At 64.9% G+C, this 18,011-nt stretch carries 22 protein-coding genes; 10 read left to right on the forward strand and 12 right to left on the reverse strand.

What is annotated here, in order from left to right:
• Positions 1-129: 129 nt before the first annotated feature.
• The 5 genes from ACIBI6_RS03260 to ACIBI6_RS03280 all read right to left on the reverse strand — a co-directional run bounded on the left by ACIBI6_RS03260 (position 130) and on the right by ACIBI6_RS03280 (position 3,852).
• Positions 130-564 carry a CBS domain-containing protein gene (locus ACIBI6_RS03260; RefSeq protein WP_364340550.1) on the reverse strand — a complete coding sequence of 145 codons (435 nt, stop codon included), beginning with the start codon at positions 562-564 and terminating at the stop codon, positions 130-132.
• A gap of 84 nt (positions 565-648) precedes the next feature.
• Positions 649-1,929 (reverse strand): PucR family transcriptional regulator, encoded by a 1,281-nt coding sequence (locus tag ACIBI6_RS03265; protein ID WP_396955146.1) that lies wholly within the window; start codon positions 1,927-1,929, stop codon positions 649-651.
• Between the two features lie 298 nt (positions 1,930-2,227).
• Positions 2,228-2,425, reverse strand: coding sequence for a hypothetical protein (locus ACIBI6_RS03270; RefSeq protein WP_364340554.1), 198 nt, complete (start codon positions 2,423-2,425; stop codon positions 2,228-2,230).
• A 189-nt stretch (positions 2,426-2,614) separates the two neighbouring features.
• Positions 2,615-2,851: a hypothetical protein gene (locus ACIBI6_RS03275; protein ID WP_364340556.1), complete on the reverse strand. Its 237-nt coding sequence runs from the start codon at positions 2,849-2,851 to the stop codon at positions 2,615-2,617.
• Positions 2,852-3,054: 203 nt separating this feature from the next.
• Complete coding sequence (locus ACIBI6_RS03280) at positions 3,055-3,852, reverse strand: SAM-dependent methyltransferase (RefSeq protein ID WP_396955147.1); 798 nt, start codon at positions 3,850-3,852, stop codon at positions 3,055-3,057.
• A 363-nt stretch (positions 3,853-4,215) separates the two neighbouring features.
• Here ACIBI6_RS03280 and ACIBI6_RS03285 point away from each other — a divergent pair, with 363 nt between their 5' ends.
• Both ACIBI6_RS03285 and ACIBI6_RS03290 read left to right on the forward strand, forming a co-directional pair.
• Positions 4,216-4,440 carry a DUF397 domain-containing protein gene (locus ACIBI6_RS03285; RefSeq protein ID WP_085998535.1) on the forward strand — a complete coding sequence of 75 codons (225 nt, stop codon included), beginning with the start codon at positions 4,216-4,218 and terminating at the stop codon, positions 4,438-4,440.
• 85 nt (positions 4,441-4,525) lie between these two features.
• Positions 4,526-5,413 carry a helix-turn-helix transcriptional regulator gene (locus tag ACIBI6_RS03290; protein WP_364340561.1) on the forward strand — a complete coding sequence of 296 codons (888 nt, stop codon included), beginning with the start codon at positions 4,526-4,528 and terminating at the stop codon, positions 5,411-5,413.
• Between the two features lie 5 nt (positions 5,414-5,418).
• Here ACIBI6_RS03290 and ACIBI6_RS03295 read toward each other — a convergent pair whose 3' ends face one another.
• Positions 5,419-6,366, reverse strand: coding sequence for a carbohydrate kinase family protein (locus ACIBI6_RS03295; RefSeq protein WP_396955148.1), 948 nt, complete (start codon positions 6,364-6,366; stop codon positions 5,419-5,421).
• The gene (locus ACIBI6_RS03300) at positions 6,363-7,031 is read right to left on the reverse strand and encodes a class II aldolase/adducin family protein (protein WP_364340565.1); all 669 of its coding nucleotides are present in this window, start codon (positions 7,029-7,031) and stop codon (positions 6,363-6,365) included. Before ACIBI6_RS03300 ends, ACIBI6_RS03295 begins: the two co-directional genes overlap by 4 nt.
• A 54-nt stretch (positions 7,032-7,085) precedes the next feature.
• Here ACIBI6_RS03300 and ACIBI6_RS03305 point away from each other — a divergent pair, with 54 nt between their 5' ends.
• Positions 7,086-7,724 (forward strand): TetR family transcriptional regulator, encoded by a 639-nt coding sequence (locus ACIBI6_RS03305; RefSeq protein WP_364340567.1) that lies wholly within the window; start codon positions 7,086-7,088, stop codon positions 7,722-7,724.
• A gap of 53 nt (positions 7,725-7,777) precedes the next feature.
• On the opposite strand, the gene ACIBI6_RS03310 is transcribed toward ACIBI6_RS03305, so the two are convergent.
• The 5 genes from ACIBI6_RS03310 to ACIBI6_RS03330 form a co-directional block, all read right to left on the reverse strand.
• Complete coding sequence (locus ACIBI6_RS03310) at positions 7,778-8,005, reverse strand: hypothetical protein (protein WP_364340569.1); 228 nt, start codon at positions 8,003-8,005, stop codon at positions 7,778-7,780.
• 311 nt (positions 8,006-8,316) lie between these two features.
• Positions 8,317-8,598, reverse strand: coding sequence for a putative quinol monooxygenase (locus ACIBI6_RS03315; protein ID WP_364340571.1), 282 nt, complete (start codon positions 8,596-8,598; stop codon positions 8,317-8,319).
• A gap of 62 nt (positions 8,599-8,660) precedes the next feature.
• Positions 8,661-9,356, reverse strand: a complete 696-nt coding sequence (locus ACIBI6_RS03320) for an NAD(P)H-binding protein (RefSeq protein WP_364340574.1) — start codon at positions 9,354-9,356, stop codon at positions 8,661-8,663.
• A 13-nt stretch (positions 9,357-9,369) separates the two neighbouring features.
• Complete coding sequence (locus ACIBI6_RS03325; protein ID WP_364340576.1) at positions 9,370-9,873, reverse strand: DUF2599 domain-containing protein; 504 nt, start codon at positions 9,871-9,873, stop codon at positions 9,370-9,372.
• Positions 9,874-9,988: 115 nt separating this feature from the next.
• The gene (locus ACIBI6_RS03330; protein WP_396955149.1) at positions 9,989-10,255 is read right to left on the reverse strand and encodes a hypothetical protein; all 267 of its coding nucleotides are present in this window, start codon (positions 10,253-10,255) and stop codon (positions 9,989-9,991) included.
• A 355-nt stretch (positions 10,256-10,610) separates the two neighbouring features.
• Here ACIBI6_RS03330 and ACIBI6_RS03335 point away from each other — a divergent pair, with 355 nt between their 5' ends.
• The 7 genes from ACIBI6_RS03335 (at position 10,611) to ACIBI6_RS03365 (ending at position 17,917) form a co-directional block, all read left to right on the forward strand.
• Entirely contained in the window at positions 10,611-11,789 is a 1,179-nt protein-coding gene (locus ACIBI6_RS03335) for a lipase family protein (RefSeq protein ID WP_396955261.1), read from the forward strand.
• 266 nt (positions 11,790-12,055) lie between these two features.
• Positions 12,056-13,459, forward strand: a complete 1,404-nt coding sequence (locus ACIBI6_RS03340; protein ID WP_396955262.1) for a lipase family protein — start codon at positions 12,056-12,058, stop codon at positions 13,457-13,459.
• A 61-nt stretch (positions 13,460-13,520) separates the two neighbouring features.
• Positions 13,521-14,585, forward strand: coding sequence for a fused (3R)-hydroxyacyl-ACP dehydratase subunits HadA/HadB (locus tag ACIBI6_RS03345; protein ID WP_396955150.1), 1,065 nt, complete (start codon positions 13,521-13,523; stop codon positions 14,583-14,585).
• A 102-nt stretch (positions 14,586-14,687) separates the two neighbouring features.
• The gene (locus ACIBI6_RS03350) at positions 14,688-15,629 is read left to right on the forward strand and encodes a helix-turn-helix transcriptional regulator (protein ID WP_364340582.1); all 942 of its coding nucleotides are present in this window, start codon (positions 14,688-14,690) and stop codon (positions 15,627-15,629) included.
• 137 nt (positions 15,630-15,766) lie between these two features.
• Positions 15,767-16,609 carry an SAM-dependent methyltransferase gene (locus ACIBI6_RS03355; protein WP_364340584.1) on the forward strand — a complete coding sequence of 281 codons (843 nt, stop codon included), beginning with the start codon at positions 15,767-15,769 and terminating at the stop codon, positions 16,607-16,609.
• Positions 16,610-16,664: 55 nt separating this feature from the next.
• A complete protein-coding gene (locus ACIBI6_RS03360; protein ID WP_396955151.1) occupies positions 16,665-17,312 on the forward strand; it encodes a TetR/AcrR family transcriptional regulator in 648 nt (215 codons plus the stop codon).
• Entirely contained in the window at positions 17,309-17,917 is a 609-nt protein-coding gene (locus tag ACIBI6_RS03365) for a hypothetical protein (protein WP_364340588.1), read from the forward strand. Before ACIBI6_RS03360 ends, ACIBI6_RS03365 begins: the two co-directional genes overlap by 4 nt.
• The last annotated feature ends 94 nt before the right edge of the window (positions 17,918-18,011 follow it).

An 18,011-nucleotide genomic window follows, 5' to 3' on the forward strand; every position in this document is an offset into this window, starting at 1 on the left:
CCCTCCGAGAACCGCGCTGGACGTCACCAACGATACGCACTTTCCCGGGCGACTTCGAAGTTTTCTCGTAGCCAACGGCTTTCGACAAGCGCAACTAGCAAGGGCCCTGTCGCGGATATCCACGACGGGTCAGTACTGCCCCTGTACATACTCGACCAGATGCTGGCGTTCGGTCGCCAGTTCGGAGATCGCGCTCTTGACCACATCGCCGATGCTGACTATGCCGATCAGCCGGCCGTCGCGTACCACGGGCAGGTGTCGGATGCGGTGCTCGGTCATGGTGCCGCGCAGTCCGTCGACCCGGTCGTCGGGCGCGCAGGTGCGCACATCGACGGTCATGATCTCCGAGACGGGCGTATCGAGCAGCGCGGCGCCGCGCGTGTGCAGGTTGCGCACCACATCGCGCTCGGAGACAATGCCGGCGATCCGGTTGCCGTCCGGCGATACCACCACCGCCCCGATATTGCGCTCGGCGAGCGTGCCGAGCAGGTTCCGTACCGTGGTCTCGGGCGCGACGGTCGCCACGTCGCTGCCCTTGCTGTGCAAGATTTCCGCTATTCGCATAATCCACCATCCAGAGGTCGCGGCACTACCAGGATGACGCCTTTGTGATCTCGTGACCAGCACAAATCCGCATCAGGCTGCAATTTACAGCCGTCGGGCCACGCTGCGGTCCAAATCGCGCGCCAGCAATGCGATAGCGGCCTGTGAGATGCCGGCCGAGGTGGCCAGATCGATCGAGGTCAGCTGAGCGATGCGGCGCAGTCGGTAATCGACGGTATTCGGGTGGACATAGAGCTGGCGCGCGGTGAGCTGGCGGTTCATATCGTTGCCCAGGTAGGCGCGCATGGTGTCGGACAGTTCGGGGTGGGCATCGAGCGGATCGAGAATGGTCGCGATGCGTCGGGTGGCGGGACCGCCGCGGGTGAGCTGGTACTCCACGGCTAGGTCGGCCATCTGGTACAGGCCCGGATTGCGTCCGCCGACCCGCACCAGATTGAGTAGTTCGTGGGCCTGTTCGGCTGCATCGGGTATCTGATCGGTCTCGCTGGTGACCAGCGTGGCGGTCAGCGCGACCTCGGCGGATTCGGCGAGCAGTCGCAGCGTTTCGGCGGTCAGGACCGGTGCGTCGTCCTCGATCGGGACCAGCAGCGTGCCGCCCTTGGTGCTCAGCAAGGCGAGCCCCCGGGATTCGAAGGCGGTGGCCAGTTCCGATTGCAGTCGGCGCAGCTTCCTGCGGGCGGCCACATGGCTGTCGACCCGCGGATCACGCTCGTCCGGATGCTCAGGAATCGATAGCGCGACCACCTGATACGAGTCGGCGATGGGGATGCCGGCCTGGCGGGCGAGTGCGGAGCTGCCCCGACCGCTCAGCAGCGCCGACGCCAGTGTCTGCGTCGCGGTCTGGTGTTCGCGCGCGACGAGATGCTGTTCTTCGACGTAGGCATCCGAAACCGCCGCGGTGATCGCTTCCAGCAATTCGAGCATGAGGTCGGTGGCGACCAGCAGTTCATCGATATCGTCGGCCTTCGCGCGCGCGGTCACCAGTCCGAACGCGATGCGCAGGCCCTCGTGGTAGGCGCGCAGGATGGTGCCCAGCGGCACCGCCTCACGGGCCCATTGCGCCGCTGCCTCCCTGACCTCGCCCAGCTGTTCCTCACCGGGAACCGTACGCTTGTCGAACATTTCGGCGGCCAGTGCCAGGCAGCTGCGGGTCAGCTTGGTGACATCGCCGCGCAACTGCTCCCCGGGCAGTGTGCGACAAGGCGCCATACACGTCGCGAAGTAGCCGACCATGCGCGAGGCGACGCGGTCGGTATTGAGTAGGGGAATCGACGCGGGCTGGCCGCCGATCTCGAGGACGGGTTCCGTCGGCTCGACGGACAGATCCAGCGCGGAGAAGGTCATACGCGTCGCTTCCAGTGCCACATCGGACGTGATAGATCTGCGCCCGAATCGTTACATCACTATACGAAATGGTTATGAACCAGGGAAGACTACGCGAAATCTATTGCGGCGCGGCAACGTTGTGGATTGCCCACATGCGTGCCATGTGCGGTGGTGGGACGCTCCAGCGCTCCGGCGCGGATTGTCGAAAATTCATGACCAGCCGTCTTGACGTCAGCCTCGGGGTCGGCGTTTGCGCGCGGTTCGCCCGCGTCGTCGTTCCCGTACATCCGAATTCGGTGTGCACCTTCACCCCTGGCTCATCGGCGGGCAGCGGGATCTAAGCTGCGCCTTGCCGATTCCGCAGCTCTGAATCAGCTACCGCTGCGCCGCTACGGATTTCGCGTTCTATTGCGATGGCGGCGTAGTGCTGGCCGCTGGCGTGTAGTTCGGCGATGCGCCGCTGCAATGCCTCGGTGCCGTAGGCCGCGGCGATATCGGCGATCCCGAGTCGACCGGCAGCGTGTGGTGGATTCATGCGAATGCCCCTGTGGCTCTGGCGCCGAGATTCCGATGGCGACAGCGGCACGGGCTCTCGGATGCGAAACTCCCTTGTCACGCACGAGTTTAGAGCGGTGTGTCGTACAGATGCAAGTACATCCGCACGAACATCACTGCGTGCGAAGCGATTTGGAAGCTGTTCTGGTGGACCCGTTGGGGTCGAACGTTATTCGTCGTCCAGTCCGGCAGACAGGTAGGCCGCAGCGGCGAGCCACTGGCGGCACTGCGGGCCGTGCACCTCGTGCAGATGCAAGATCTCGCGTGCCTGCCGATAGGTGAGGCCGCGCGGTTCGACACCGCAGTCGAGTGGCGCGTACTCCGGCGCCGAGCATTGCCGCAGGGTGTTGATCCCGGATCCGCCGGCGATCGTGGCCCCGCGCGGAGTTCGGAATGGCGTACTCATCTCGATCGCCCCTCGCGTCTACCGGATGGGGAGGTGATTGTGGTGACGCCGGCGCGAACTCCCTGCGTACCTCCCCGATTCTGGTTCCGAGTCTAGGCCGTCGGCGCTTACAGATGCAAGTACATTTGCACGAACGACCAACAGAAATATGAACGGCGGTCGTCGGCCGGGTGGCCGATGACCGCCGTTGTGCCGCTTGCGCTTTAAGGTTTGCGCGCGACCGCGCCGTAGGCGGAGATCGGCCGGATCCGGCCGACCTCGGCGGCATCGGCGCGCCACTGGGTGATCGAGACGAATCCGGGCTCGACCAATTCCAAACCGTCGAAGACGGCACGGATTTCGGCCTGCGGGCGGGGAACATAGGGTGCGCCGCCGGTGCCGGTGTAGTTCTCACACAGCGTCACATACTCTTTGCTGTCGTCGGTGCCGTCCCACATGACCAGGAAGCTGCCCGAGGGCACCGCGGCCACCACGGTGCGCACGATGCGCTGCAACTCGTCATAGGACTTGGCGTGGCCGAGCACGCCCATGAACATCACACCGGTCGGCTCATTGAAATTGAGTACGTTGCGGGCGTCGGCGATGATCTGCTCCGGATCGTGGTAATCGCAGTCGACATAGGTGGTTACGCCCTCGGAGGTCGTGCTGGTGAGCAGCGCGCGCGCCATGGTGAGGACCAGTGGATCGTTATCGACGTAGACGACCTTCGACTCGGGCGCGACGCTCTGGGCGACCTCATGAGTGTTCTGCATGGTCGGCAGGCCGGTGCCGATATCGAGGAACTGGCGGATGCCCTCCTCGCCGGCCAGGTAACGCACCGCACGAATGAGGAACTGGCGCGACTGCACGGCCATGGTGGTGATGTCCGGGTCCACCTCGACGCCGGCATCACCTGCGATCCGGTCGATTTCGTAATAGTCCTTACCGCCCATCCAGTAGTTCCAGATGCGCGCGGAATGGGGGATGTCGGTCCGGATGAGCGGGGTGTGATCGTCGGACATGGGGCTGGACTCCTCGGCGAGCTGATAAACGGTGAACCGGACTGCTCAGGCGGCGGGTGTCGCGAGTGGTCGGCGCGGCCGATGTGCACTGTGACAGTACAAGATTCGCGCCGACGAGACCGGCGGGATCGAGCGGTCGATCACCCATTGCGGGTGCGTCGCGCACAGCCGCGGACAGCACTGACGTAACGCGTTGAACAGGGGCCACGAAGGGAACCGGCAGGTCTGAATTCTTTTGTGCCGCATAGCGGAGCTTCGTGCTATCTTGCAGATGTTGGTGCAAATGCAAGAACGTTTGAGCGCACATCTGCAAAGCCGCTCGAGCGTACATCTCACACTGGAAGCAGCCGAGGAGTGGGGAAGATGTTCGACACCGGTACACCCAAGATCAAAGGTGCGTGGCGCAAGAGCTCGTTCAGTGGTCCGTCGGGCGGTAACTGCGTCGAGGTCGCGGAGGCGTCGGATGGTTCTATCGCCGTTCGCAATTCACGCGACCCGGAAGGTGGCATCCTGTTCTACACTCGACCGGAGATCGACGCGTTCGTGCGCGGCGCGAAGGCCGGGGAGTTCGACGACCTGACTAGCTGAGCGGTAACATAGGCGATCGGTGCGGTGTGTTGGATGTGGTATTTGTGACACACTGTGGTCAAACCCGAGTATCGGAGATGACTTCATGATCGCAGAACCCGATGACGACGGTCGTGTGCAATCGGTTGTAGTGGAACGTGGTCCGACTGTATTGCGGATCGCGCTGGGCGGGCAGTTGCGTGACCTCCGGGTGAAGAACGGCATCACCCGTGAGGCCGCAGGTGACGCCATCCGCGGTTCACACGCCAAGATCAGTCGTCTCGAGTTGGGTCGCACCGGTTTCAAGGAACGCGATATCCGCGACCTGCTGACCCTGTACGGCGTCACCGACGTCGAGGAGCGGGAGCGTTTCCTTGATCTGGCACGGCAGGCGAACGAACCAGGCTGGTGGCATCGCTACAGCGACCTGCTGCCATCCTGGTTCGGCACCTACCTCGGCTTGGAGCAGGCCGCGACCAAGATCCGTACCTACGAGGCGCACCTGGTGCCCGGGCTGCTGCAGACGCCCGAATACGCCAGGGCCGTAATGTCACTCGGGTACGAGGACGCCGATATGGACCGCCGCGTGCAGGTTCGCATCCGTCGGCAGGAGGTGTTGCGCCGCGCCGACCCGCCGATCGTCTGGGCGATCATCGATGAGGCCGCGCTGCATCGGCCGGTCGGTGGTTCGCGGGTGCATCGCGAGCAGATGGAACACCTCATCGAGTTGGCGGAGCTACCTAACGTCACGGTGCAGGTCCTACCGTACTCGGCGGGTGAGCACGCGGCCGCGGGTAGTTCGTTCAGCATCTTGCGTTTCGCCGAGACCGAGCTGCCTGACATCGTCTATCTCGAACATCTGACCAGTGCGCTGTACCTGGATCGGAAACAGGATCTGGCACTGTACCTCTCGGTCATGGACCGGCTGAGTGTGCAGGCCGAGGCGCCCGGCGAGTCGCTGAAGATCCTCGCCGAGTACGCCAAGAACGCCTGATATCGCTATCGACCCGGCTCGTTCGGGTCGATAGTGCTCGTTTCGGCTGCGAACGCGTCTGCGGCGGCGAGATCGAAATCGCCGTGGTCACTGCCGAGTCCGCGGGCGACCAGGGCAGCGACCGCATTGCCGAGTATCGCGGCGGCACGCAGATTCCGGCCGAGTGCGATGGCCCGGATGAAACCGGCGGAGAAGGCATCGCCGCAGCCGGTGGTGTCGACCACGTCGACGGCGAACGCGGGAATGTGCTGATGGTTGTCCGGACCGACGAGTAGGGCGCCGTCGGCGCCCCGGGTGATCGCCAGAATGCCTGCGCCCGCGTCCTTGAGCACTTCGCAGCCCGCAATCAGATCGGTGGTTCCGGTGAAGCCCAGCACCTGTTCGTCATTCGGGAGAAAGTAGTCGGTATGCGGGAGGACCTCGGCGATGGCGTCGAGGCTGCCGAGCGCGCCGGGCGCGATCAGATCGACGGAGGTGCTGACACCATTGTCCTTGGCATGCTGCAGGATTCGCGCGGCAATGGCCGGCCCGATCAGCTCCGGGCCGCCGAGGTGCAGATGGTCGGCGGTGGTCAGTGCGGCCCAATCGATATCGTCGAGGGTGTAGAACGGATTGGCGCCCAACAGATGCAGGCTGGGACGCTCGCCATTGGGACGGACGGGCAGCACCGACGACGAGGTGGGCTGATCTTGCTTGCGCACCACCAGTTTCGTATCGATGCCCGCCTTGGCGAGGAGCGCGAGCAGGATATCGCCGGAGGTGTCCGTGCCGATCGCACCCGCGGTTCGTACGCTCGCGCCGAGTTTGGCCAGTGTCAGCGCGGTACCCGCGGCCGTACCCGCCGGGGTGATGCGGATGTCCTCGACCAGGGCGGTCTGCTGCCCCTCCGGTACGGCCGCGACGGGTCGTACTAAAATATCCAAAACATGTGCGCCCAAAGCGATTACGTTCATTCGGTGCCCTTCTCCAGCGGTTTGCGGGTGCCGTATCCGGTGCGCAGTGCCACCTCGACGACCGCGGCCTGCTGTTGCTGGGTGAGTTCGCGCGGCCGGCCGATCGTCATCGCGTCCAGATACAGCGCGCAGGCCCATTCCAGCAGCAGTGCGGATTCGACGGCCTGGTCCAGCGACGCGCCGATGGTGACCGCGCCGTGATTGGCCATAAGCGCGGACTGCTTGCCCTGCAACGCCGTTCGCACCGCATCCGCGAGCTCGACGGTGCCGAAGGGATGGAACGGGGCGACTGTTGTCGCACCGCCGAGCAGCAGCTGCTGGTAATGGATGACCGGCAGTTCGTCGAGCACGCACGCGATGGCAGTCGCCTTGGGCGCATGGGTGTGCACGACCGCCTGCGTGGCGCAGGCGCGATAGATATCGAGATGCAAACCCAACTCGGAGGTGGGCGCGTAGCGCCCCGCGACCACCTGTCCGGACAGGTCGACCACGGTGACGTCCTCGACGGTGACCTCCGCGAGCACCGCGCCGGTAGCCGTGACGGCGACCAGATCACCACAGCGCAGGCTCGCATTGCCCGCGGTGCCGATCAGCAACCCATGTGCGGCCAAACGATGACAGGCCGCCGCCACCTGGGCGCGTTCGGTTGGTGCGATGGTGGTCATCCGGATACTCTACCCAAACCTGAATATGATTCACATTACGTTCGGAGGTAATCCGTGCCGATCCACGCACTCCCCGAGGCGAGCCTGCGTCGCGTGCCGATTCAGGCGCGCAGCCGGGAGCGGTTGGCGCGGGTGCTCGAGGTGGCCGATCGACTGATCGCCACGGAGGGCGTCGAGGCGCTGACCATGATCAGAGTGGCTGCGGAGGCACGGATTTCGGTTGGCTCGCTGTATCAGTACCTGCCGGATCGCGATGCGGTCATCGAAACACTTGCCGCGGCCTATATCGAGCAATTGGAGGCCAAGGCGGCCATGCTGCTCGAGCTCGCGCGCGGCGAGCGTTGGGACGATCCGATCGGCGTGCTGATAGACGCGTTCGCCCAGGTCTACCGGGCCGAGCCCGGCTTCCGCGCGCTGTGGTTCGGCAAGGATTTCAACGAGGCCGCACGGGCCGCCGATCGCGAGCACAAACGCCGGATGGCGGTGACGCTGCGTGAGGTCATGCTCGCCCAAGGCGCGGTGACCGATATCGAAGGACTCGATATCGCCTGCCGCGCAGCCCATCTCATGGGCGATGCCGTCCTGCAGGAGGCGTTCCGATCCGATCCCGACGGTGACCCGAATCTGTTGCGTGAGGCCAAGGTCGCACTGCGGGCATATACGGCACAGTGGGCATCGCCGCCCGAGGTGTAACGCAATTCGGTTGCGCTGCTACATCATTGGATGCAGTGGTCGGTGCTTGCCGATCACTGCTTGATGAAGCTGGAGGCGATGCGCCAGAAGGTCGTCGGCTGTAGGGCCTCGAGGTCCCAGTCGTCGGCCATCGCATGCGCGGTGGTGACGATCCGGTCGATATCGAAATCGTGTCGAGTGGCCGCACCGGTTGACTCGACGGCATCGATGACGAACGCGACTGCGGTTTCTCGCGAGTACGCGGTACTGCGCTGTCCGCTTCGGGTCGACGGTGTGCTCATAGTTGTTATACCGTTCGCTGGCTGGTCGGCCAGTGCGGCTTCGGCGATTCCGAGCCGGCCGCCGTGAAGTGGTTGGTCCATTCGAACGCCCCTGACGTCTGGCGGCAGCAAACCTTTGGCAACATCGACCCTCGGTTCACCCACGCGGCCTCCCCTGGTTGTCCCCTGTAATGCCTTGCGGGACTGAGTTTAGGTCGGTGTGCCTTTCATATGCAAGCACATCTGCACGATCGATTATGCGTTCGCAGTTGGGTTTTCGCGCCTGCTAATCATCCGCGAACCGGCGCGGATGCGTAGCGAATTCTGCGCGATCATTTCGCATTGATCACCACATCGGTGCTGTAGTGAACCTGAGTGCCCGGCTCCACATATCGGTCGGCCGCGCAGCGCCAGGCGAGGAAATGCTCGGTGAAGCGGTGCGCTTCGGCGGCCTCCTCATCGATATAGACCTGGTAGAGGAAAAACCGGTGCGGATCAACGCGGTCGGCGCACACATCGAATCGCAGGCAACCAGGTTCCTCGCGTACCGATGCGGCGGCACTGCGGCTGACCACATCGAGGAATTCACCGCGGGATCCAGGTCGCAGCTTCATGGAAGTGATACGGCTGAACACGGTTATGTTCTCCAATCTAGCGGCTCTAGCGGCGAAAAATATCAATCGGTAAGTGGGGCACCGCCTTCGGCGACCGACTGGCTACCGATATCCGAGACCGCGCGCGTTACCGAAGTGTCGCCTGCGACGAGCTCCAAAGTGGTGCGCACGGTCTGTGACGCGGGCAGAATTTCGGCGAGGACGGCGGCCACGTCGGCACGGGCGATGCTGCCGAAGGGCAGGGGTGGCGTGCTCAGCAGTACCCGGTCGGTCGCGGCGGTATCGAGCAACCGCCCGGGGCGCAGGATCGTCCAATCGAGATCGCGGGCACGTAGATCGTCCTCGGCCTGGGTCTTGGCGTCGATATAGGCGGCCCAGACCTCGTCGGTGCCCGGTGCGGGCGGCTTACCAGCCCCCATGGTCGAGATCTGCACGAACCGCCGGACACCGGCCGCCTCGGCGGCATCGGCCAACAGCACCGAACCGCCCTTGTCCACCGTGTACTTGCGGGCCGTCCCGCTGCCCGCACCGGCACCCGCGGCGAAAATCACGGCTTCGGAACCCTTTACAACGGCGGCGAGCTCGGCCGCCGTGCTGTGCTCGAGATCGAAGATAACCGGTCGTGCGCCGGTAGCCGCGACCTCGTCCGCATGGTCGGCATTGCGGATGAGGCTGTCGACTTCGTCGCCGCCCCCGGTGAGTATCTTGCCGAGTAGCAGCGCGATCTTTCCGTGTCCGCCAGCGATGACAACGCGCATGTGGGTCCTTTCGTCAGCGTTCGGGTCCTCCGGGGTTACACGATGCCTGGACGGTCGCCTCATAGCCGACCGCCGGCCGCCACGGTTCCAGATTCCAGCTCTCCTTGTTGGGCTGCACCATGCGGGCCCAGACCCAGTGACAGACGAACTGGTCACGCATTCCGGGTGTATCGGCGTCGGGGGAGTCCGCGAGTACCTCCTGCCACGCCCGGTCCTCGGTATTCGGGAAGGCCTCGCGCCGCCCCGCCTCGGTGGGGTAGACCAGCAGGCGGGGGCCGTCGACGCCCTCGGTCCAGGTGGTGTGGCCGATGAGCGGCATACCGGCGTAGGGATCGACGCTCGGCAGCGCGGCAAGGGGAGTGGTGGGGGCGGGCGCGGCCGTAGTTGCCGTCGTCGTAGTCGTCGCCGCGGCCGAGGATGTCTCGTCGGAGCCGCACGCCGCCACGGCCGGGACCAGCGCGCCGCAGCACAGCAGGGCGGCCCCCCATCGTGCCCGTTCGGTATTCCGCTGGGTCAACGTCGATCCTCCCGCATGGTGTCCACCATCCGAGAGTAGTCATCGTGCGGCGGCGCAACAGCCATACCGGGATGTGGCCGCCCAGTGGTTTACGGCAGCGGGGCCACGGCCGCCGTCAGTGCCACAGCGAGCGGCACGGCAGCCGACGCAGGCCAGGTCGCACCTTGCTGTCGACCGTCACAGTGAGTCCGGCGTTGACCGCGGCCGAGGTGAATTCCCACGCCTCGGTTCGGGTGGCGGCGTACTCGAGAGCGAGTGCGTCCTCGGGGGTCGGACCGTCGAAGTGGACGGTGACCCGTCGCGTCGGTGGATCCTGGATATCCACCGGATACGCCGAGTTTCGCTCGGTGTAATCCGTTCCAGTTTTTACAGTGCCGTCCATGCCACCGTCTCCTTCCGACCCGACTCGCCGCGTCGATAGGTGTGACGGTAAGTCCCGCACCGTGGTGTCGAACATGGTCCGATCGATCTGCTGGACATGTCACAGATACGACACCTCGCGATCGGAGACAGTCACGAAGGCGCCGGACCGTCGACCACTGTTAGCGCATCCGAGAGTTGTGATTTCTCAAAACATTTCGCTTGCCCTTTGCCTTCGCGGCAATCGTGGTCGACTATGTTCGCAACGTTGGACCAAACTCTCTCCCGGAGGCAATACGTCGATGAGACAGGCCCTACGTAGACCGATTCGCGCACTCCACGGTGTGATTCGAGCGACCGGCAAACAGTCGCTGGCCATGACGATCGGTCTGCTGATGGTGTTGACGGCGACCGCAGGCGCCGCCCACACCACACCCCTGTATCCCGCCCCTGATCCCGACCCCTTCTATGCAACCCCGCCCGATCTGGCGGATAAGAAACCCGGTGATGTGATCGCGACGCGGGTGATGCCGCCGCTGGCGATCTTCCCGGATACCACCGTGACCGTCGTGCGCTTCCGCTCCACCAGCTCCGAAGGTCAGCCGATCGCGGCGACCACCACGGTGCTCACTCCGAAGTCGCACGCCCCGGACGGCCCCTTGCTCTCCTACCAGCACATCATCAACGGGCTCGGCGCCGAGTGCTCGGTATCGCGGGTGCTCTACACCGGCGATCCGAACCTCATCGTCCGGGAGGCGCCGGGCTGGAATGTGCTGCTCTCGCGCGGCTGGAGCGTCGCGCTGCCGGACCACCTCGGTCCGAATTTCGCTTACGGCGCGGCCAAATTGGGCGGCATGATCACCCTCGACGGTATCCGCGCGGTGAAGCAGGTCGCCGAACTGCAGGCGCAGCAGAGCCCGGTGTCGATGATCGGGTATTCGGGCGGCGGTATGGCCACCGCATGGGCAGCCGCCCTGGCGCCGAAGTACGCGCCGGATCTGGAGATCGCCGGAGCCGCGATGGGCGGTGTGCCGATGAATCTGGTGACCATGCTGGAGACCCTCGGTTTGAACTCGCATCCGGTCTTCGGACTAGCCTTGGCGGCCGGACTCGGCCTGGAGCGGGAGTATCCGGACCGCTTCCCGCTCAGTGACCAACTGAATGAGCGCGGACTCGCCGCGCGGGCCGCGATCGCCAACAGCTGCACCAATGACATCCTGGCCACGGGCGCCGGGCGCGGGGCACTGGACTTCGCGAAGTCGACCTCGATGATCAATGATGCCTCCGCACGCGCGGTGGTCGAGGAGAACAGCCTCGAACTCTACGACGGCGTGCCGAAAACGCCGATCTTCGAATGGCATTCGCCGATCGATGGACTCATTCCGGTCGATGCGGTGGTGAATACCGATAAGCGCTGGTGCGCGGCCGGGGCGCGGGTGCAGTCCGAGCAGATCCCGGTTCCCGACCACCTCACCGCCGCGGTCCTGGGCATTCCGGCGGCGATGAACTGGTTGGACGCGCGATTCCGAGGGGAGGTCGCGCCGAGCAACTGTTGATAACGAGCACGAACGAACTGGTGCGATCCGGCGGATGCCGGATCGTGACCGAGCCCGGATCAGCGTTGCTGGACAAGCGGATTCGGCTCGGATTGTTGCGATTCGGCGACATGACACACACAACTCGGGCACAGTGAGGTATCCGGGCCGGTCGTCTCGGTTAGCCTGACTTTCTGGCCTCGGTACTCAGGGGCATTTCGGGGTCGAAGGCACCATAAAACCCCGGGCGCCAGGGAACCCGTCGTCGCACCCTGGGGCATGTGTCAATGAGCTGTTTGCGTGTCATCGTTTTCGCGCTAGTGCTGGTGTGTCCGGTCGCGATGGGGGAGGCGGCGGCCGAACCGCCGCCCGCGATTCCTGGCCTGCCCGCTTTGCCGATTCCGACCGATGTCGCTTCGATACTGCCGGATCTGCAGCAGTGGATCGATAGTGTCATCCCGCCGCCACCGATCGCTGCCGGGACGCATCTTTCGGGTCCGATGCAGGAGGCCACCAGCCTGTCCCCTGCGCTGGCCGCCCTGCGTCAAGCCTCGGCGCCGAGCGCCATTGGTGACCCCATCTTCGACGCCTGGCCGGCGAATCTGGAGGATTACGCGCCGGGTGAGCTCGTGGAGGTGCGCGATGTCAGCGTGACGGCCGCGCCGCTGGTGCTGGTGCCGATGCGGCAGGCTCTACTGCTGAAATACCGCACCACCGATTCGCGGGGTGCGGCCTCGTATGCCACCGCGACACTGATCATTCCGGCCACCGCATGGCCCGGTCCGGGTAACAGGCCGGTCGTGGTGAACAACCTGCCGATCGACGCGCTCGGCCGGGACTGCACGCCGAGCTACACCTTCTCGCACGGCTGGTCACGCAATACCAGCATCACCGACTTCTTGCCGCCCACAACGCAATTGGCGGCACTGCGTGGATACGCGGTGCTGATCCCGGACCACGAGGGACCGTGGATGGCCTACGCGGAGCCCTACGTCGCCGGACACGCCGTGCTCGATGCCATTCGCGCGGTGCGCGGATTGCGCCCCGACGAATTCGGCGACAGCCGATTCGGTATGACCGGCTACTCCGGCGGCGCCATCGCCACTAAGGGCGCCGTCAAGCTGATCGACAGCTACGCGCCGGAATTGGCCGGATCGATCGTCGGTGCCGCGCTCGGTGGTGTGCCCGCCGACTACGAAATCCTTGGGCGCAGCATGAACGGCAACCTCGCCTCGGGGGTCTTCCTGGCCGCGACCTTCGGCGTCGGCCGGGAGCGTCCGGAGGTCCTGGCCAGTATGAACAATCTGGCGCAGTGGGCGGCTACGTCACCGCTGAAAGACCTGTGTGGCAGCGTATTCGGTGCGGTCGGGTTGCTGATGCTGCCGATTGACATCGCCGCCAAGATTCCGGATCCGCTGCACTCCGAGGTCGCCACCGAGATTTATGACGTGACGCGCATGGGGGGCATCAAGTCCGCGACACCGCTCTACATCTACAACGGTGAGCAGGAATTCTGGATTCCGGCCGAGGGCGCGCGCAACCTCTACCGGGAGCAGTGCGGGCTCGGAGTCTCGGCCGTTTATCGCAGCGTTCTCGGTGAACACATCATCGCCGGGGCACTCGGCTATCCGGAGGCGATGATCTGGCTGGATCAGCGCCTGCAGGGCGCCCCCGCGCCCGATGAATGTTAAGAGATTCATGGCGATCAGCTATTAGTGTTGCGCCTGACATCGGGGTAGCGATTTATGACACGTGACGGTTTTGAGTGGATCTGAACAAGCCAGCGCGATGGTGGGGCGCCACTATCGGATGTCCGACCATTACGAGGTCGGGCGGGAGAAAATTCGTGAATTCGCCCGGGCGGTTCGGGGCGGCCACCCCGCGCACTGGCAGGAGCAGGCGGCATGGGAGCTCGGCTACGACGGACTCATCGCACCGCCCACCTTCTCTTCGATCATCTGGCTGCTGCTCCAGCGCAAGATGTTCGATTCGGTGCTGAGCGGTTACGACTTCAGCCAGGTGCTGCAGACCGAGCAGAGTATCCGGGCGCACCGGCCACTCGTCGCCGGTGACCAACTGCGTTGCGACTCCTATGTCGAATCGTTCCGGCAGTTCAGCGATATGGACTTCATGGTCATCCGGAATGTGCTGACCAACCAGTACAAGGAACTGCTGCAGACCGCGCACACCACCGTGGTGGCCCGCACCGGCGCTGAGGTGGCCACCGAACTGGTCACCGCGGTCGATGGCGTCATCATGAGCGGCGAGGCGCTGTCGCAGCGGCAGGACGCGACCCGGCGGCTGCCGCGGCATGCGTTGGACGGCGGCATGGTCGAATGCTTCGACGAGGTGTTGCCCGATGGTGGTGTGGACCAGACTCCGGTGCGCGTGCCGTGCGGGCTGGCGTTCGACGAACTGCGGGTCGGTACCGAACTGCCCGTCCGCGTCGTGCCGCTCTCGCGCGGTGATCTGGTGAATTATGCCGGGGTATCGGGTGATTCGAATCCGATCCACTTCAGCGAGCATGTCGCGGTTGCCGCGGGACTGCCCGGTGTGGTCTCGCACGGCCTGCTGACCATGGGGCTCGGCGCGAGCTATCTCACCGACTGGCTCGGCGATCCGGCCGCGATCAGCGAATACGGTGTGCGGTTCGCCGGATTCGCCCCCGTCTCGGCGACCCTGCAGTGCGAGGTCGAATTCCGCGGGCGGGTCAAGGCATTGGATCCGGACCGCCGCGCGGCGACCATCGCACTCACCGCGATCTCCGACGGTCGCAAGCTGTTCGGTCGGGCAACCGCGGAGGTGCTACTGCGCTGAACCGGGGACGTTCCGCAATGTACTTGCAGATGTACGAATGCTTGTGGAAATGGGGCATTTTGGTTCTAGTGCGGTGCGGCTATTTCATGGCAGACTCGTCGAATGCGTGCTTCGGAAGTGCGACATTCATTTTCCGGCAAGAACCCTGCTGCCGACGGTGGGCCGACCGTGCTGCGGATGATGCTCGGCAGTCGGATGCGACGGCTGCGTGAGGCCTGTGGCATCTCCCGCGAGGATGCCGGCGAGGCGATCCGCGGTTCGCATTCCAAGATCAGCCGACTCGAATTGGGCCGCACTGGTTTCCGGGAACGCGATCTGCTCGATCTGCTTACGCTCTACCGGGTCACCGACCCGCAAGAGCGCGAGGAGTTCAAGGAACTCGCGCGTCAGGCCAACGCCTCTGGCTGGTGGCATCGCGACAGCGACTGGTTGCCGAAGTGGTTCGACACCTATCTCGGACTCGAGCAGGCCGCCAAGCTGATCCGCGGCTACGAGCCGAGGGCGGTGCCGGAACTGCTGCAGACCGCCGACTACGCGCGGGCATTGCTTTCCATGGCGCATCCGGCCGAATCGGCGGAGGCGATCGCGCGGCGGGTCGCGCTGCGGTTGCGCCGTCAAGAGATATTGCGTCGCCCGCATCCGCCGCAGCTGTGGTTGATCGTCGAGGAGGCGGCGCTGCGCCGGCCGATCGGTGGGTCGACGGTGTGGCGTGCCCAACTCGAGCATTTGCTGCGCATCGCCGAGGAGCCGCATATCACCGTGCAGGTGCTGCCCGATCATGTCGGCGGTCCGGCGTTGGCGGAGGGTGCGTTCACCATGTTGCGCTTCACCGAAGCCGATCTCCCCGACATCGTCTATCTGCAGCAACTCACCAGTGCGCTGTATCTGGACAAGACCGCCGACCTCGACGCGTATCGCGCGGTGGCCAATCAACTATCGGTCCATGCCGCGCCACCGGAGTACACCCCTGGATTGCTGCGCGCCCTGTGTGAACGGCATCCGGAGACGGTCGATCATCCAGCGGCGCCGGGCGACTCGCGCTGATACGCCGAAAACAATAAGCGGGACAACCGAACTCGGCGTGGTACGGGTGCGACGCCGGGTTCGTCAAGTGCGTACGGTGTGATGCCGGGTCTCATACGATAGGAACCGCACAGGTCCCGTGGACGAAGGTGTTGACAATGACCGACGATGCCGCGCCCCCAACTCGGCTGGACCGGGAGATCGATCAGAGCAAACCGAGTATCGCCAGGGTCTATGACTATCTGCTCGGCGGTAGGGACAACTATCTCGTCGACCAGGAGATCGGTGATCACTTCAAGATGAACCTGCCTGGTTCGGTGGCGATCGCCTTCACCAGCAGGCTGGCGCTGATCCGCGGGGTGCGCGATATGGCCCGGGCGGGTATGCGGCAGTTCATCGACTTCGGCAGCGGCCTGCCGACCGCCGACAATGTGCATCAGGTCGCGAAGCGGTACGTCACCGACGCCCGGGTCGTCTACGTCGACAGCGATCCGATCGTGCTCGCACATGGCCGCGCGCTGCTGGTCACCGATAAGAACACCACAGTGATCCAGGCCGACGCCCGCGCCCCCGAATCGATCCGCGACCATCCGGATGTCGCCCGGCTGATCGATTTCGAGCAGCCCGTCGGCGTCATCTTCAGTTCGATCCTGCACCACTTCAACGACGACGAGGATCCAGCCGCCGTGGTGCGCTTCTGGAACGACCAGATTTCGTCCGGCAGCCACGTATTCATCACGCACTTCCGCTCCGGCCACAATTCGGAGACCACCGCCGCCGAACAGAAACTGCAGTCCACCTTCGGGCGCGGCCGCTGGCGCGACACCGAGGAGATCCGTGGCCTCTTCGGCGACCTGGAAGTCCTGGAGCCCGATATCGTCCCATCGGCGCAGTGGCGACCAGATGCGCCCGCGGGCGACGCGGCATCGGTCGGCACCGTCGGCCGTGAGCTCACTGTCTGGGAGCAGCTCATTGTCACCGGCCTGGCACGTAAACCCTGATGCTGATCACACCGAACTAATGTCCCGATGGGACAATAGGGCGTAGACTGCCGGTATGGGTATCGACGACGAAGTCGACCTCGACGGCCGTCGGCTGCGCACGCTCCGCAGTCGCGCGGCAATGTCGCGCGCCGCATTCGACCTGCTCAACGAGCGCGGGTTGGGTTCGGTGGCCGTCGAGGACATAGCCGAGCGCGCCGGGGTCACCCGGCGGACCTTCAGTCGTCATTTCTCTTCCATCGAGGATGCCGTACTCGGTGAAATCGATCAGGACGTGCACCTGTTCAACGAGGCGCTGTGCCGCCGCCCCGCGCGCGAGTCGCCGCTGGTCGCCTACCGCAATGCCCTGCACGACTGGCTGGCCACCGAACATACCGGTCCGAAGGTGGCGCGCTTGGCCAGGCGCTGGGCGCTGTTCCAACGCTTCGAGGCGGAACCCACGCTGGCCGCCGGCTATCAGCGCATCCGACTCGACGGGCAGCGCGAATCCGTGCGGATCATCGCCGCCAGACTCGGTGTCGATCCCGCGGTGGATCGGCGCCCGGAGGCAGCCGTCGCGGCGGGGACCGGACTGCTCATCGCCGCCCTGCAGGTCTGGGGCGCGGGCACCGACACCGACGGATTACCTGATCTCATCGACACATTCTTCGACACCCTTCACGGGCTGACAGCTGAATTCCAGAGCGAGGTGTCATCGTCATGACCACAGCAACCGGGTCACCGAGCGTCGTCCGCCGCACCTGTCGCCGGGTCGGCCTGGATCGAAATCCGATGCGCCGCCGTGAGGATCGTCTGCAACTGGCGGTCGCCGCGGTGCTCGCGCTGTTGTTCCTGATCAGCGCTCCGCTGCTGTCGATGGCGGTCGGCGGCCGGATCTACCAGACCGAAGATCGCATCGCGCGGGCCGAAGCGGCACGGTTGCACGAGGTCGACGCGACGGTGATCGAGGTCGGCAAGGCACCGCTCTACGCGCCCATCACCCCGGCCCGGGTGCAGTGGCGCGACGCCGAGGGTGTCACGCATACCGGTGACTACCAGGCCACCGGAGTGATGAAAGCCGGTGCCACGGTGAAGATTTGGCTCGACGGTTCGGGCAAGGTCACCGAGCCGCCGTCGGATACCCGGGCACTGAGCAAGGCACTGCTGATCAGCACCGGCATGGTCTTCGGGATAGCGGTCTGCTTCGGCTGCGGCTATGCACTGCTGCGCCGCGCGCTCGACCGACGCAGGGCCCGGTTGTGGGAGGCCGAATGGGCCACGGTGGAACGCATTTGGGGCAATCACGGGACACGTCCGGATCAAGCCTAGTGCGCAAGTGCGGCGCACCCACTCGGAATGGGTAGGGACACTCTCGGTGGGCACGCCGCGCGCCCGGCTGTCGTGCGGCGAACACGGGTCGGGC

It is taken from the genome of Nocardia sp. NPDC050412 (genome assembly GCF_044458825.1).
In the GTDB taxonomy this organism is placed as follows: Bacteria; Actinomycetota; Actinomycetes; order Mycobacteriales; family Mycobacteriaceae; genus Nocardia.

What these genes read in the sequence shown, in the direction of transcription:
- ACIBI6_RS03260 (WP_364340550.1), bottom strand. Translation starts at nt 564, where the DNA reads ATGCGAATAGCGGAAATCTTGCACAGCAAGGGCAGCGACGTGGCGACC.
- ACIBI6_RS03270 (WP_364340554.1), bottom strand. Translation starts at nt 2,425, where the DNA reads ATGAATCCACCACACGCTGCCGGTCGACTCGGGATCGCCGATATCGCC.
- ACIBI6_RS03275 (WP_364340556.1), bottom strand. Translation starts at nt 2,851, where the DNA reads ATGAGTACGCCATTCCGAACTCCGCGCGGGGCCACGATCGCCGGCGGA.
- ACIBI6_RS03280 (WP_396955147.1), bottom strand. Translation starts at nt 3,852, where the DNA reads ATGTCCGACGATCACACCCCGCTCATCCGGACCGACATCCCCCATTCC.
- ACIBI6_RS03285 (WP_085998535.1), top strand. Translation starts at nt 4,216, where the DNA reads ATGTTCGACACCGGTACACCCAAGATCAAAGGTGCGTGGCGCAAGAGC.
- ACIBI6_RS03290 (WP_364340561.1), top strand. Translation starts at nt 4,526, where the DNA reads ATGATCGCAGAACCCGATGACGACGGTCGTGTGCAATCGGTTGTAGTG.
- ACIBI6_RS03295 (WP_396955148.1), bottom strand. Translation starts at nt 6,366, where the DNA reads ATGAACGTAATCGCTTTGGGCGCACATGTTTTGGATATTTTAGTACGA.
- ACIBI6_RS03300 (WP_364340565.1), bottom strand. Translation starts at nt 7,031, where the DNA reads ATGACCACCATCGCACCAACCGAACGCGCCCAGGTGGCGGCGGCCTGT.
- ACIBI6_RS03310 (WP_364340569.1), bottom strand. Translation starts at nt 8,005, where the DNA reads ATGAGCACACCGTCGACCCGAAGCGGACAGCGCAGTACCGCGTACTCG.
- ACIBI6_RS03315 (WP_364340571.1), bottom strand. Translation starts at nt 8,598, where the DNA reads ATGAAGCTGCGACCTGGATCCCGCGGTGAATTCCTCGATGTGGTCAGC.
- ACIBI6_RS03320 (WP_364340574.1), bottom strand. Translation starts at nt 9,356, where the DNA reads ATGCGCGTTGTCATCGCTGGCGGACACGGAAAGATCGCGCTGCTACTC.
- ACIBI6_RS03330 (WP_396955149.1), bottom strand. Translation starts at nt 10,255, where the DNA reads ATGGACGGCACTGTAAAAACTGGAACGGATTACACCGAGCGAAACTCG.
- ACIBI6_RS03335 (WP_396955261.1), top strand. Translation starts at nt 10,611, where the DNA reads ATGACGATCGGTCTGCTGATGGTGTTGACGGCGACCGCAGGCGCCGCC.
- ACIBI6_RS03340 (WP_396955262.1), top strand. Translation starts at nt 12,056, where the DNA reads ATGAGCTGTTTGCGTGTCATCGTTTTCGCGCTAGTGCTGGTGTGTCCG.
- ACIBI6_RS03350 (WP_364340582.1), top strand. Translation starts at nt 14,688, where the DNA reads ATGCGTGCTTCGGAAGTGCGACATTCATTTTCCGGCAAGAACCCTGCT.
- ACIBI6_RS03355 (WP_364340584.1), top strand. Translation starts at nt 15,767, where the DNA reads ATGACCGACGATGCCGCGCCCCCAACTCGGCTGGACCGGGAGATCGAT.
- ACIBI6_RS03360 (WP_396955151.1), top strand. Translation starts at nt 16,665, where the DNA reads ATGGGTATCGACGACGAAGTCGACCTCGACGGCCGTCGGCTGCGCACG.
- ACIBI6_RS03365 (WP_364340588.1), top strand. Translation starts at nt 17,309, where the DNA reads ATGACCACAGCAACCGGGTCACCGAGCGTCGTCCGCCGCACCTGTCGC.